Annotated in this window: 16 protein-coding genes and 1 rRNA gene; 15 read left to right on the top strand and 2 right to left on the bottom strand. The window is 38.5% G+C overall.

All coding sequences use genetic code 11. The features are described 5' to 3' along the window. From rpoA to M028_RS0113265, 12 genes are all read left to right on the top strand, one after another. The coding region (gene rpoA / locus M028_RS0113320; RefSeq protein WP_026574311.1) for a DNA-directed RNA polymerase subunit alpha at positions 1-677 on the top strand (677 nt) is incomplete at its 5' end. A 66-nt stretch (positions 678-743) separates the two neighbouring features. Beyond that, the gene (gene rplQ / locus M028_RS0113315; RefSeq protein WP_026574310.1) at positions 744-1,106 is read left to right on the top strand and encodes a 50S ribosomal protein L17; all 363 of its coding nucleotides are present in this window, start codon (positions 744-746) and stop codon (positions 1,104-1,106) included. Positions 1,107-1,474: 368 nt separating this feature from the next. Next, positions 1,475-2,314 (top strand): energy-coupling factor ABC transporter ATP-binding protein, encoded by an 840-nt coding sequence (locus tag M028_RS0113310; RefSeq protein ID WP_026574309.1) that lies wholly within the window; start codon positions 1,475-1,477, stop codon positions 2,312-2,314. Further along, the gene (locus tag M028_RS0113305; RefSeq protein WP_026574308.1) at positions 2,290-3,159 is read left to right on the top strand and encodes an energy-coupling factor ABC transporter ATP-binding protein; all 870 of its coding nucleotides are present in this window, start codon (positions 2,290-2,292) and stop codon (positions 3,157-3,159) included. Before M028_RS0113310 ends, M028_RS0113305 begins: the two co-directional genes overlap by 25 nt. Then, entirely contained in the window at positions 3,156-3,953 is a 798-nt protein-coding gene (locus M028_RS0113300; RefSeq protein WP_026574307.1) for an energy-coupling factor transporter transmembrane component T family protein, read from the top strand. The genes M028_RS0113305 and M028_RS0113300 overlap by 4 nt, the downstream gene beginning before the upstream one ends. Before the next feature lie 14 nt (positions 3,954-3,967). Beyond that, a complete protein-coding gene (gene truA, locus M028_RS0113295) occupies positions 3,968-4,708 on the top strand; it encodes a tRNA pseudouridine(38-40) synthase TruA (protein ID WP_026574306.1) in 741 nt (246 codons plus the stop codon). A gap of 251 nt (positions 4,709-4,959) precedes the next feature. Then, positions 4,960-5,397: a 50S ribosomal protein L13 gene (gene rplM, locus M028_RS0113290; protein ID WP_026574305.1), complete on the top strand. Its 438-nt coding sequence runs from the start codon at positions 4,960-4,962 to the stop codon at positions 5,395-5,397. Between the two features lie 20 nt (positions 5,398-5,417). After that, positions 5,418-5,810 (top strand): 30S ribosomal protein S9, encoded by a 393-nt coding sequence (gene rpsI, locus M028_RS0113285; RefSeq protein WP_026574304.1) that lies wholly within the window; start codon positions 5,418-5,420, stop codon positions 5,808-5,810. Positions 5,811-6,344: 534 nt separating this feature from the next. Further along, positions 6,345-7,604 carry an MFS transporter gene (locus tag M028_RS0113280; protein ID WP_026574303.1) on the top strand — a complete coding sequence of 420 codons (1,260 nt, stop codon included), beginning with the start codon at positions 6,345-6,347 and terminating at the stop codon, positions 7,602-7,604. 209 nt (positions 7,605-7,813) lie between these two features. Next, entirely contained in the window at positions 7,814-8,257 is a 444-nt protein-coding gene (locus M028_RS0113275; RefSeq protein ID WP_026574302.1) for a YbaK family protein, read from the top strand. Positions 8,258-8,338: 81 nt separating this feature from the next. Then, complete coding sequence (cwlD, locus tag M028_RS0113270) at positions 8,339-9,058, top strand: N-acetylmuramoyl-L-alanine amidase CwlD (protein WP_026574301.1); 720 nt, start codon at positions 8,339-8,341, stop codon at positions 9,056-9,058. 141 nt (positions 9,059-9,199) lie between these two features. Next, a complete protein-coding gene (locus M028_RS0113265; protein ID WP_026574300.1) occupies positions 9,200-10,255 on the top strand; it encodes an Mrp/NBP35 family ATP-binding protein in 1,056 nt (351 codons plus the stop codon). 51 nt (positions 10,256-10,306) lie between these two features. Here the strand turns inward: M028_RS0113265 and gerD are convergent, their stop codons facing one another. Then, positions 10,307-10,933 carry a spore germination lipoprotein GerD gene (gene gerD / locus M028_RS0113260; RefSeq protein WP_026574299.1) on the bottom strand — a complete coding sequence of 209 codons (627 nt, stop codon included), beginning with the start codon at positions 10,931-10,933 and terminating at the stop codon, positions 10,307-10,309. 150 nt (positions 10,934-11,083) lie between these two features. Here gerD and M028_RS0113255 point away from each other — a divergent pair, with 150 nt between their 5' ends. Next, positions 11,084-11,773, top strand: coding sequence for a KinB-signaling pathway activation protein (locus M028_RS0113255; protein WP_026574298.1), 690 nt, complete (start codon positions 11,084-11,086; stop codon positions 11,771-11,773). Between the two features lie 34 nt (positions 11,774-11,807). Here M028_RS0113255 and pdaB read toward each other — a convergent pair whose 3' ends face one another. After that, positions 11,808-12,560: a polysaccharide deacetylase family sporulation protein PdaB gene (gene pdaB, locus M028_RS0113250; protein ID WP_026574297.1), complete on the bottom strand. Its 753-nt coding sequence runs from the start codon at positions 12,558-12,560 to the stop codon at positions 11,808-11,810. 137 nt (positions 12,561-12,697) lie between these two features. Between pdaB and M028_RS0113245 the strand changes: the two genes are divergently transcribed. Both M028_RS0113245 and M028_RS0113240 read left to right on the top strand, forming a co-directional pair. Continuing rightward, complete coding sequence (locus tag M028_RS0113245; protein ID WP_026574296.1) at positions 12,698-12,928, top strand: hypothetical protein; 231 nt, start codon at positions 12,698-12,700, stop codon at positions 12,926-12,928. Positions 12,929-13,185: 257 nt separating this feature from the next. Beyond that, positions 13,186-13,416: ribosomal RNA gene (locus M028_RS0113240) — 16S ribosomal RNA — on the top strand; the annotation flags it as partial.

The following is a 13,416-nucleotide window of genomic DNA, read 5'->3' as shown; positions in this document are numbered from 1 at the left end:
ACTCTGATGAAGAGAAAACACTTGAAATTGATGTTCAAGGTGAAGGTCCTGTCAAGGGTAGTCATATTACGCATGACAGTGATGTTGAGATTTTAAATCCTGACCTTCATATCGCAACATTAGCTTCAAGCGGTCATCTTCGCATGCGTTTAACTGCTAGACGCGGACGCGGCTATACACCGGCGGAACAAAATAAGCGTGAGGATCAACCGATTGGTGTGATTCCAATTGACTCTATTTATACTCCGGTAGCAAGGGTGTCCTATCAGGTAGAAAACACTCGTGTAGGTCAAATGACAAATTATGATAAGCTAACGCTTGATGTTTGGACAGATGGAAGCACTGGGCCAAAAGAAGCGATTGCTCTTGGTTCGAAGATTTTGACCGAGCATTTGAATATATTCGTTGGATTAACTGACGAAGCTCAAAATGCCGAAATTATGATTGAAAAAGAAGAAGATCAGAAAGAAAAAGTTCTAGAGATGACAATAGAAGAACTTGATCTATCCGTTCGTTCTTATAACTGCTTAAAGCGTGCTGGCATTAATACTGTTCAGGAATTAGCTAATAAGACTGAAGAGGATATGATGAAAGTACGTAACCTAGGTCGCAAATCTCTAGAAGAGGTAAAAGCGAAACTAGAAGAACTAGGATTAGGCTTGCGTAAAGACGACTAGTTCATTCAAGCATTCGTCTGATTGCGATGATTTTTTTAATGACTTCAACAAAGGAGGGAACCCTTCATGGCATACAGAAAGTTAGGACGCACAAGTGCACAGCGTAAAGCTATGCTTCGTGATTTAACAACTGATTTAATTATCAATGAGCGCATTGAAACAACAGAAACTCGTGCGAAAGAAATTCGTTCAACTGTTGAAAAAATGATCACTTTAGGTAAACGTGGTGATTTACATGCTCGCCGTCAAGCTGCTTCATACGTTCGTAATGAGGTTGCTGATGTTGAGAATAATACAAGCGCATTACAAAAACTTTTCACTGATATCGCTCCTCGTTACCAAGAGCGCCAAGGTGGATATACTCGTATTATGAAACTTGGACCTCGCCGCGGTGACGGTGCGCCAATGGTTATTATCGAGTTAGTTTAATTCCTTATCAGACAACAAGGGCGCTGGACAGTTTATAATGAAACTTGTTCTTTGCCCTTTTGCTGTATCAATATCTTATATACGTACGAACCAAGCCAAAAAGAGCGTTACGATGAGCGTGACCCCTATATTTTTAGGAGCACATATGAAGCAGTAATGCCTCTCTGGAGGAATATCTATTGGCCTTATTAGATTATTCCTTTCACGTCTTGTCTAGCTCATGCACCTCTCCCATTTCCATTTTGGAATTCCTGTTAAATCGGCAGATGATATTCGTTCCTGCCAGGGAAGAGGTGCAGGCTTTTTTTGTATGTAGTAAAATATGAGTTGAGTTTAGTCTGTTTTAGTTGAGTAGGGGGAAATCACTCATGAAAAAACCAATTGTATCCCTTGACAATGTATCTTTTAAATACGATTCGCAGGACCGCTATGCTCTCGAAAATGTAAGCTTTGATATTTTCGAAGGGGAGTGGCTGGCTATTGTGGGCCATAATGGCTCTGGGAAGTCTACTACTGCAAAACTTTTAAATGGTCTCCAATTTCCGCAGCAAGGTGAGATTACTGTTTGTGGGTTAAAATTAACGGAAGAATCTGTTTGGAATATTCGGGAAAAATTAGGAATGGTATTTCAGAACCCAGATAATCAATTTGTGGGGACAACTGTTCAGGATGATGTGGCTTTTGGTTTAGAAAATCATGGAATACCTAGGGATGAAATGGTCCAGAGGGTTGAAGATTCTTTACGAAAAGTCAAAATGGATCAATTTCTTAATCAAGAGCCCCACCATCTTTCAGGCGGCCAGAAACAACGAGTGGCCATTGCTGGTGTACTAGCTCTTAGACCTTCGATTATTATCTTAGATGAAGCGACATCCATGCTTGACCCTAGAGGTAGAGAAGAAGTGTTAGAGACTGTCCGAACGTTGAAGGATGAAAAACAGCTGACTGTTATATCCATCACACATGACTTAGATGAGGCAGCTAAAGCTGATCGGATGATTGTCATGAATCGTGGGGAAGTATACCGTGAGGGGACCCCTGAGGAAATTTTTTCGATGGATGAAGAGTTAATTCAATTGGGTTTAGATATCCCTTTTTCCGTGAAAATGAGTAAAGCTTTCCGCCAAAAAGGAATTGAATTATCGAAACATTATTTAACGGAAGAAGAGTTGGTGACAGAGTTATGGACATCTCACTGCAGAATGTAGAATATCGTTATCAAGTGAATACCCCCTTTGAGCGGCTTGCCATTGAGGATGTTTCAATCGATATTAAAACGGGAACCTACCTGGCAGTTATTGGGCATACCGGCTCTGGAAAGTCGACCGTATTACAGCATTTAAATGCCCTTTTACAACCGACTGCGGGCTTGGTAGTAATAGGAACACATGAAATAAAAGCCAAGCAAAAAAATAGAAATCTTAAACCTATTCGGCAAAAGGTGGGTATTGTCTTTCAGTTCCCTGAACATCAATTATTTGAAGAAACCGTCGAAAAGGATATTATTTTTGGCCCCATGAATTTTGGGGTTTCTGAACAAGAGGCAAAAGAGAGAGCAAGGACTGCACTTAAACAAGTTGGACTATCAGAAGAAATTTTAGAAAAGTCCCCATTTGACCTATCAGGAGGCCAAATGCGCCGGGTAGCCATTGCAGGCGTCCTTGCCATGGAACCTGACGTAATTGTCTTAGATGAGCCCACCGCTGGTTTAGATCCAAGGGGCCGCAAGGAAATTATGGATATGTTTTATCGTTTGCATAAGGAAAGAGGCCTCTCTACGATTTTGGTTACCCATAGTATGGAGGATGCTGCTCAATATGCAGAACAAATCGTGATTATGCAACAAGGAAAGGTTGTTAAAAAGGGATCCCCTGAGGAGATTTTTACCGCTACAGAAGAGTTACTCCAAATGGGACTAGATGTTCCAGAAGTGGTCCGTTTTCAGCTTAAGCTTGAAAAAACAATGGGTAAAAAGCTTGGGAAAACCTATTTAACCATTGAACAGCTTTCTTCTGCTGTAATAGATCTAATAAGCAGAGGTGAACGGGTATGATGGAAAAAATGATTTTTGGACGATTTGTACCTGCAGATTCCGCTGTTCACAGGATGGATCCACGTTCTAAGTTAATCATTATATTTTTATTTGTCTGTATTATTTTTCTGGCAAACAATTGGATGACCTATGCACTAATTGGAATTTATACTTTTTTTATGATTGGTTTATCAAAAATTCCCGTTCGTTTTTTATACACCGGTTTAAAACCGATCATTTGGCTGGTTTTATTTACCTTTATCATGCAGCTTCTATTTACGAAAGAAGGGAATCTTCTTTTTCATATAGGTCCAGTTAAGGTTTATGAAGAAGGTCTTAGGATGGGGATTTTCATTTCATTAAGGTTTTTTTTCTTAATATTGATGACATCCTTATTAACGTTAACGACGACTCCAATTGAAATTACAGATGGACTTGAAACGCTTTTGCACCCTTTGAAAAAGGTCCGTTTTCCGGTTCACGAAATGGCTTTAATGATGTCTATTGCGCTACGATTCATCCCCACTCTCATGCAGGAAACGGATAAAATCATGAAAGCACAAATTGCCAGAGGGGTTGAGTTTTCAAGCGGGCCCATTAAGGAACGGATGAAAGCTGTTATTCCTTTACTTATTCCGTTATTCGTTAGTTCCTTTAAACGAGCAGAAGAGTTGGCTGTTGCGATGGAGGCAAGAGGGTACCGTGGCGGTGAAGGTAGAACGAAATACCGGCAGTTGAGCTGGAATAACCTTGATTCCAGTCAAATCGTGATTCTTTTTATACTATGTATTCTTTTAATTTTATTACGTTCGTAATGGGGCGAATCGAAATGCACCGCTATAAATGCATTATTTCATATGATGGTTCTGACTTTTCCGGTTATCAAATTCAGCCGAATAAACGGACAGTCCAATTGGTACTAGAGAATGTCCTAACAAAAATCCATAAGGGGAATGTTGTGAAGGTTGCTGCCTCAGGTAGAACAGATGCTGGTGTTCATGCAAAGGGTCAGGTGATTCATTTTGATTCACCGCTTCAAATTCCTGTGAATAGGTGGGAGGCAGCACTTAATTCTTTATTACCAGAGGATCTTGCCGTGCAATCGGTTGAGAAGGTGCATGATTCGTTTCATGCGCGTTTTGATGCTGTTGGAAAAGAATATCGCTATGTTCTGCGACTTTCTACTAAGAGAGACCCGTTTCAGCGAAAGTATGTCTACCAGTATCCTTATAAATTAAATGTGGATGCGATGAGAGAGGCTGTTCCCTATATACTTGGGACACATGATTTTACTAGCTTCTGTTCCGCAAAGACAGAGGTAGAAGATAAAATTCGTACAATTGAATCGATTGAGATTACGGTTGATCAGGATATGCTTATCCTTCATTTTGTAGGAAATGGTTTTTTATATAATATGGTGAGAATTATAGTTGGAACATTGTTAGAGGTCGGTTCCGGCGATAGAAAGCCATCTGATCTATCCCAAGTTTTAGAGGCGAGGGAAAGAAAGTTTGCTGGAAAAACAGCACCAGCACACGGTTTATACTTATGGAAGGTATTTTACAAATAAAAATTCGAGTAACAACCTATCCTGGTGTAACATTTTCTTGACATATAGCCCCAGAGTATTTATTATATTATATGTGTGTGTTTTTAATCCCACGATAAAGCCCCGGAAAGTCTTCATCGTGATTGAAAATATATGATTTAAAAAATAGCCGCACTTCTTTCTTAAAGGTTCATTCCCGGAACAGAATGGACGCTAAGGCTTTGAAGGTGCGAAAGAATAATCTTTTACGGATTTAATTAGGAGGGAAACTCATGCGTACAACATTTATGGCAAATGCCAACAATATCGAGCGTAAATGGTACGTAATTGATGCAGAAGGCAAAACTCTTGGTCGTCTTGCTTCTGAAGTAGCATCAATTCTACGTGGTAAAAACAAACCAACTTTTACTCCACATGTTGACACTGGTGACCATGTGATCATTATCAACGCTTCTAAAGTTGAACTAACTGGTAAGAAATTAACTGACAAGATCTACTATCGTCACAGCTTACACCCAGGTGGTTTAAAACAAAGAACTGCTCTTGAAATGCGTACAAACTATGCTGAGAAAATGATCGAGCTAGCTGTTAAAGGCATGCTTCCAAAGAATTCTCTTGGCCGTCAAATGTTTAAAAAATTACACGTATATGCTGGGGCTGAGCACAAGCACCAAGCACAACAACCAGAAGTTTACGAACTTCGCGGATAATTTAAAGGGAGGGAATTAACTTGGCACAGGTTCAATATATTGGTACTGGTCGTCGTAAGAGCTCCGTTGCACGCGTGCGCTTAGTTCCAGGTACAGGTAAAATTGTTATTAACAATCGTGACATCGAAAACTATATTCCATTTGAAGCTTTACGTGTTGTTGTAAGACAACCATTAGTAGCGACTGAAACTGTAGGTAGCTACGATGTTCTTGTAAACGTAAAAGGCGGTGGCTACACTGGTCAAGCTGGCGCAATCCGTCACGGTATTGCTCGTGCATTACTACAAGCTGATCCAGAATACCGTCCAACATTAAAACGCGCAGGTCTATTAACTCGTGACGCTCGTATGAAAGAACGTAAAAAATACGGTCTTAAAGGCGCTCGTCGTGCACCTCAGTTCTCAAAACGTTAATTATCAACGTTTGGAAGGCTCTCAACCGATTTGGTTGGGGGTCTTTTTTATTTGCAACGAAACCTCATCTGATTCCCTATAATATCCTTTGAATTTTATAAAATGTAAAATATTTTTTACTCAAATTGTAAAAATATTTTTACTAGCTGCATGACCTTTTGCACAATTTGGAATAATATTTCTATGTTAATTACGTTACGTTTATAAGAAGGAAAAACTTTTATTAAAAATTGCCCGGTTTTAAAGGGTTTTTTTATTTTGTTGAAAATTTGAAATCAAAAAGAAAAATAAACGATAGTTTTGGCATGAAAATTGCATTTTATTATAGTACCAAGGGAAAACGTTTTCAAATGGTCTGTTAAAATAATGTCCAAGGCATTCAGTATAGAAAGGGGTGCAGTGATAACAGGTTCATATTAACTTTTTCTTGCTTAATACTTAGTTGTTTTACAGCGACGTATGTTTTATGGGACTAATACATTTTTAATTCCTTAAACTCTTCAAAAATAATTAGCAAAGGACGGATGTTGGTATATGAACAAAAAGGGTGGAATTTTTTACGGTTGGTGGATTGTAGTAGCAGCCTTCATGATTATGACTTTCATTTATGCCCCGATTGCAAACCTGGTTTCATTATTTATCCTGCCTGTTACAAAAGAACTCGGATTTAGTGCCTCTCAATTTATGTTGTATTTTACCATTATGGCTTTAGCTGCTATGGCTATAGGTCCATTTGCAGGTAAACTAATGAAAAAGATGGATGTAAGGGCCTATTTAACCTTATTTATTCTAATTTCAGCTGCTGCCTTTATTGGCTTCTCATTTGCTACGAAACTGATTCATTTCTATTTATTTGCCGTTCTGATGGGTGCGGGTTTATCTGGAGGGGCAATGATCCCAGCATCCGTACTTATCACAAATTGGTTTAATGAAAAACGTGGTTTATGTTTGGGGATTGCTTTAGCAGGTAGCGGTTTCGGCGGTGTAATTCTCAGTCCTTTAACTAACTGGCTTATTACAGCTTATGGGTGGAGGTCGGCCTATCTTGTTTTAGGAATTCTAATCGCTGTGGTATTAATTCCATTTGCGGTATTTGTTATTCGATTAACTCCGGCAGACAAAGGTTTAATGGCCCTTGGTGAGGTAAAATCTAGTAAACCTAATAGAGAATTAGCAGGTACAACCCAAGGTAAAGCATTAAAATCCATATCATTTTGGGCACTTTGTTTAGCTATTCTGGTTGGCGGAATTGTTGTGAATACAATGTTGATTAACCTTGCTCCATATTTAGCGGGAATCGGTACAACAGCTAAAACAGCGGCATTGCTATTATCCTTAGGCTCTGCAATGGTCATTGTCGGAAAGCTTTTAGTTGGGCGATTATTTGACAAGCTAGGATTAATCACAACATTATTTATCATTTCTGCAGGAAGTCTTGTAAGTTTTCTATTTTTAATGAAAGCAAATATCGTTCTGTCAGCTATTCTTTATACGATTTTTTCAGGAATCGGTTCAACAGCAGTTACGGTTACACCTGCCTATCTCACAGGTGCACTATTTGGTGAAAAAGAATTTAGTGCAAAATATGGTGTTGTGTCCATATTTATTTCATTAGGTGCGGCAGTCACGCCAATTGTTTCTGGTGCGATTTTTAATATCAATCATTCCTATGGATTGGTTCTTGATGTTTTAATTGCCCTATCTATTGTGCAATTTGTATTATTCCTTATTGCTAGCAAAACGAAACCAAAGTTTAGTTTGGTAACTGAAGTTCTAAATAAAGAAGCAGTGTAATTATAAAATCTTTCATGAGCTTTTATACCCAGCCTTTGCATGGAATTGTGTTGAATAGTGCGACCAAATAGCTGAAGAAAAATTAAATTCCCTAAAATCCAGTCATATTGGCTGGATTTTTCTAATCATAAAATTGGCAATTGAAAACAGCGGAAATTTTGCATTTCTTAGGATTATGGGATGAAGAATAGTCCTAAGAGGTGAAAACTGTGACAGTCATTACAACCTTTAAAGAAAAAAAACGGGAAAAACAAATTAAATATGAGCGGTCAGTCTTAAAGGACTTATCGATAAAAACTTTAAAAGAACGGGTCCAGCACTATTTTGGCTCATCAAGAATTACATCAAGCTTTGTGATGCATGCCGGTGTGGAGGAGGCCTGTTACGATGTAGCACTTGAAGCCTATCTATTAGGGGCAAAGTTTAGCAAATTTGGTTATTATGGTGAAGATATTGAAGAGGTAAAAAAACGCTGCTATAAGGAAGAAAAGCATTTAATTGATACCCTATTCAATTTTTTACTTTATTGGGGTAATGGAGAAGAAGGTACGATGAGCGAATCCCTATACTATCTCTGTGAACAATACATCCACGTCTGGTGGCTCGATGGATATCAAAAAGGAGAAAGACGGCATAAGCTAAGGCTTCACTAGGTTATTCCATTAGTTCTAAAATTCCCCCTTGTCCCATATATTTAAATGAACATGGACGAGCGGGAAGGAATGATTTGGTTGCTGAAGAGAAGATTGAAAATTATAGGGTTCTCTGTGGGTTTACTTTTATTGTTCCTGATTTTACAACATGATTTTATGGAGGATAAATCATGGAAATCATGGAATTTACCTTTATCGGGGAAAATCATTCTCATTGACCCCGGGCATGGCGGACCTGACGGTGGTGCCGGTGAAGGAAAAACCTTAGAAAAGGATATTGCTTTAGATATTTCATTTAAGGTCAGAGATTTTCTTCAGCAGCATGGTGCACTAGTGATGATGACAAGGGAAATCGATGAAGATCTGGCAGACCCTACAACAAAAGGATATAGCAGAAGAAAGGTAGAAGACCTGAAGCAAAGGTTGAAAATGATCAATAGCTCTGATAATGATCTTTTTGTCAGTATTCATTTAAATGCTATTCCTTCTGCCAGATGGAGCGGGGCTCAAACCTTTTATTCCCCCCATTATACTGAAAATGCAAAAGCGGCAAAATTTATTCAAGATGAGTTAAGACGTAATTTAGAAAATACAAGTCGAAAGGCAAAGCCTATAAGTCATGTCTATATTTTAAAAAATGCAAAGAAGCCCGGCGTTTTAGTTGAGGTAGGCTTTTTATCCAATCCAGCTGAAAAGGCAAATCTCCAAATCGATTCCTACCAGGAAAAAGTGGCTGCTTCCATTTATAAAGGAATCATCCGTTATTTTACGAATGAAAAGGAATTAAAGGAAACAGATTAAGGAAGATGGGCTCAATCGCTCATCTTCTTTGACTTTCTATTATTGGTATAGGGTATACGTGTGATTCATTTAACTGTTTTTAGTGAGAGTTATGGTATACTTGATTTTGGAAACGAATTCAATTGTGAGGTGTTTGTTTACATGCTAACAGAAGCGAAAATCCGTGAAATTGTAGGCAGCTTAAAGGAGCCATTTTTACATAAAACATTAGCAGAGCTAAATGCAATTGAGGAAATAAAAATTAAAGAAGAAAAAAATCACGTCAGTGTAAAAGTGGACATTGCCAAAACTGGTACTGCCGAACAATTACAATTGCAAACGCAAATTGTAAATCTATTAAAAGAAGCAGGTGCAGCTACAGTAGGGATTCGTTTTGGCGAGCTTTCCGAAGAGGTACTTGCAGCCAATCGTCATGCAGTAGAGGGAACGGAGGATAAAGGCTTATTATCTTCAAAAAATACAACCTTTATTGCGATTGCTTCCGGTAAAGGCGGCGTAGGTAAATCAACAGTATCTGTAAACCTTGCTGTAGCCTTAGCCCGTTTAGGTAAAAAGGTAGGTCTGATTGACGCTGATATCTACGGTTTTAGTGTTCCGGATATGATGGGGATCACAAATCGTCCGGTAGTTAGAGGGGAAAAAATTATTCCGGTTGAACGTTTCGGAGTTCAAGTTATTTCAATGGGCTTCTTTGTTGAAGATAATGCACCAATCATTTGGCGAGGACCTATGCTTGGAAAAATGTTGAACAGCTTCTTCAATGAGGTAGAATGGGGCGAAGTGGATTATTTATTATTAGACTTGCCTCCAGGAACAGGGGATGTTGCATTGGATGTTCACACGATGCTTCCTGCATGTAAGGAAATTATTGTTACGACACCACATCCAACGGCTGCCTTTGTAGCTGCCCGTGCCGGCGCAATGGCTGTTCGTACGGAACACGAAATCCTTGGTGTTATTGAAAATATGGCTTATTTTGAAAGTAAGCTGACAGGTGAAAAGGAATTTGTATTTGGCCGTGGCGGCGGGGATAAATTAGCCGAAGAGCTAAATACGGAAGTTCTAGGACGCCTGCCACTTAACCAGCCTGATTGGAATGACGAAGATTTTGCACCATCTGTATATCAGGAAGATCATCCAATTGGAAAAATCTATTTAGAAATTGCTGAAAAAATGACAAGCCTTTTAAAAAAGTAATAAATAAAGCCTCTTCCTGACTAGGAAGAGGCTTTTGAATGAATAGGATGATTAGGCTCCGCTGCTGTTGTCAGAACCGCTTTGTCCTCCACTTGATTGACTGCCGCTATCTTTACTGCTACTCGCATTCGCCTTTACATCTTCGGCCGCCTTAAGCAGAAGTTCTTGCATTTTGACCTTAAATAACGGGCTTTCAATGGTTTCAGCTATGACCTTTTGAAGATGTTCCCGGTATTCCTTACTTTTTAGTGCATCCGCTAATTCCTTTTGAATTTCAGGCTCTTTAAAAACTTGAATCATCATACCTCTATATTGAGGGTCATTCATTAAATCCTTTAGCAATTTTTCATTTTCGGATCTCATGTTCTTGGCAACGCCTTGAGCAAATTTTGGATCATTAAAGGTTTTTTTCCAAAAGGTTGTTGCTTTATCGGAAGTAAGGGTTTGTTGAATCGTTTGTGAAACCATTTTTTGGTCCATCACAAGCTTTTCTTTCATACTGTCATCGGACATTACATCTTGAATTGCCTTCTTGCCATCATCCGTTTTAAGAATATCAACAACCATTTTTTTGGTTTGCTCATAATCAATTTGTCCTCCGCTGCTGGATTCATTGGATGCGCAGCTAGTTAACAACATCATGATGGGTAGGAGGAGCAGCATACTTTTCGCTTTCATTTTGAAAAGCTCCTTTCACATAAGAATCCTTAATTTTAGGATGAAGAAAATCATGAAAGATTATTCGTAAAGGATTTTAAAATATGGATTTTTCAAATTTGGATTGGTACAATCATTAGGAATGCATTTTATATTTTGGAGGTTTAAAGTGTGACGAGCCGCAATTGGGTAAAACTATTTTTGACCACATTATTAGTAGGCGGGCTCACAACAGCTATTGTGGGTTTTATTGTTCGCTGGAGTGAATTTCAGCAGTATTTTACTGAATTTAAACTAATTGATATATTATCAACGACGATTTGGTTAATTGTGATGGGATTCCTTTTTAGTGTTATTAGTCAAATGGGCTTTTTTGCTTATTTAACGATTCATCGGTTCGGATTAGGTATTTTTAAGTCTGCAACACTTTGGAATGGCGTTCAATCCGTCCTCATATTATTTTGCCTATTTGATTTGGTTTATATGCGTTATGAGGCATTTGCCAAGCCTGGAGAGTCTATGATGCCCTATATAGGGGTAGCATTAATTCCTTTAGTGATTGGCGGGGCTGCAGCTTGGTTTAAAAGTAAACAAACAAATTTTAGTGCTTTTATACCCGCGCTCTTTTTTATGGTTGTTGTAACAGTTGTCGAATGGGTTCCAGTTCTACGGGTTAATGAAAGAAGCTGGGTTTACCTTATGGTCTTTGGTCTTCTGGCCTGTAATGCCTATCAATTGTTAATCCTTCATAAGTTAAATGAACGTTCCGAACAGGAAAGACAAAAGCGTACGAGCACTGCGGCTGGGAGCAGCAGCAATAAAGCGGTAAAAAGTAAAACCAATAAAAAACCGTCCCTTTAAATAGTAGCAGGGACGGTTTTTTGTATGTTAATTTTTATTTTATTTCTTTTGAACTGACATGGCCATTGGCAATCATTTCAGAAACAGAAACCAGTTTCAAGCCTTTATGATGAATTTCCTCTATAATCGCCGGCAATGCTTTATTGGTTTGCTTGGCTGAATCAGAAGCATGTAAGAGAACAATATCACCTTTTTTAGCCTTTTCAACATTAGCAACAATGGTCTTAATACCAGGATTCGTCCAATCCTGTGAATCCACACTCCAATGAACAACGGTATAACCATACCGCTCTGCAATTTTTAAGGTTCTTTCATCAAAATGACCAGTGGGAGCACGCAGGAGCTTGATATTTTTTACATTTAATTTTGTAAAAACCTCTTGTGCTTTAGAAATATCCCTGCGAATTTTAGCATCCTCCAAACTTTTATAATCCTCATAGGCATATCCAAGGATGCCAATTTCATAACCCTCCTTTACAATTCGATTGACTAGATCGGGGTGCCGTTCAGCCCATGAACCAGCTAAAAAGAATGTTGCTGATTTTACCCCCTCTTTTTTTAGTGTGTTTAAAATCGGTTCTGCTTTTTCATCTCCCCAACCAATATTAAAAGATAAAGCAAGGTCTTTTTCGCCACGATAAATTGCCTTCGGTCCATCCTTAGTTGAAAAAACAGGTATTTGGGCAAGATTCTGCATATAAAGGAACCAGGCTGTAAAAAATGCAGCAATTAAGATTAGAGAAATGTTTTTAAGAGATTTACCATTTAATACATAAAAGAAATTCATCCTAACCACCTCGTCCATTGCCATCCTTGTCTCAACTTATGCCTGCTTTTTTAATAATATGAATAAAGATTTTTATTATAAAATTGAATTATTTGGAAAAGACTACTAGAACTAGAGACTTCATTGGAGGTTATTGGATGATAGGAATACTAATTAACGAAAAAGAAGTGAAAGAGATGGAATATCTAATTAAGCGGGAGATGGATGAAATCCTCTTTGATTTAAGGGATGACCGCATTGATCATATTGTCAAAAGAGCAATGGAGGAACGTTACAAAGTATTATTCACCTTATTCAGACGGGTGGCTTCACCAAATGAATGTTTAAAGTATATGAGGAAAGATAAAAGGAGTAGAAAAAAAGGATAAGCCTGTGTGAACTTTTTTTAAAAGAATTGTTGACATATATTTATTATCCTGTTATATTTATAAACGTCGCTGCTGACGTAAAAGGCAATTTAAAAAAGTTGTTGACAATGCGTTTTGCGGATGATATATTTTAAAAGTCGCTTTTGAGCGATCGTGAGAAATTGATCTTTGAAAACTAAACAAACAAAAACGTCAACAAACAATAATATTCATTTCTTTTGAAATGAAGCCAACGTAACATTCGAGCTAAATCAACTTTCTTGGAGAGTTTGATCCTGGCTCAGGACGAACGCTGGCGGCGTGCCTAATACATGCAAGTCGAGCGAATCAATAGGAGCTTGCTCCTGTTGGTTAGCGGCGGACGGGTGAGTAACACGTGGGCAACCTGCCTGTAAGACTGGGATAACTTCGGGAAACCGGAGCTAATACCGGATAATCCTTTTCCTCTCATGAGGAAAAGTTGAAAGTCGGTTTCGGCTGACACTTAC

It is taken from the genome of Bacillus sp. UNC438CL73TsuS30 (assembly GCF_000482325.1).
Classification (GTDB): Bacteria; Bacillota; Bacilli; order Bacillales; family Cytobacillaceae; genus Neobacillus.
Note: the sequence above shows the minus strand (reverse complement) of the source record. Positions and strands in the feature narration are given on the sequence as shown.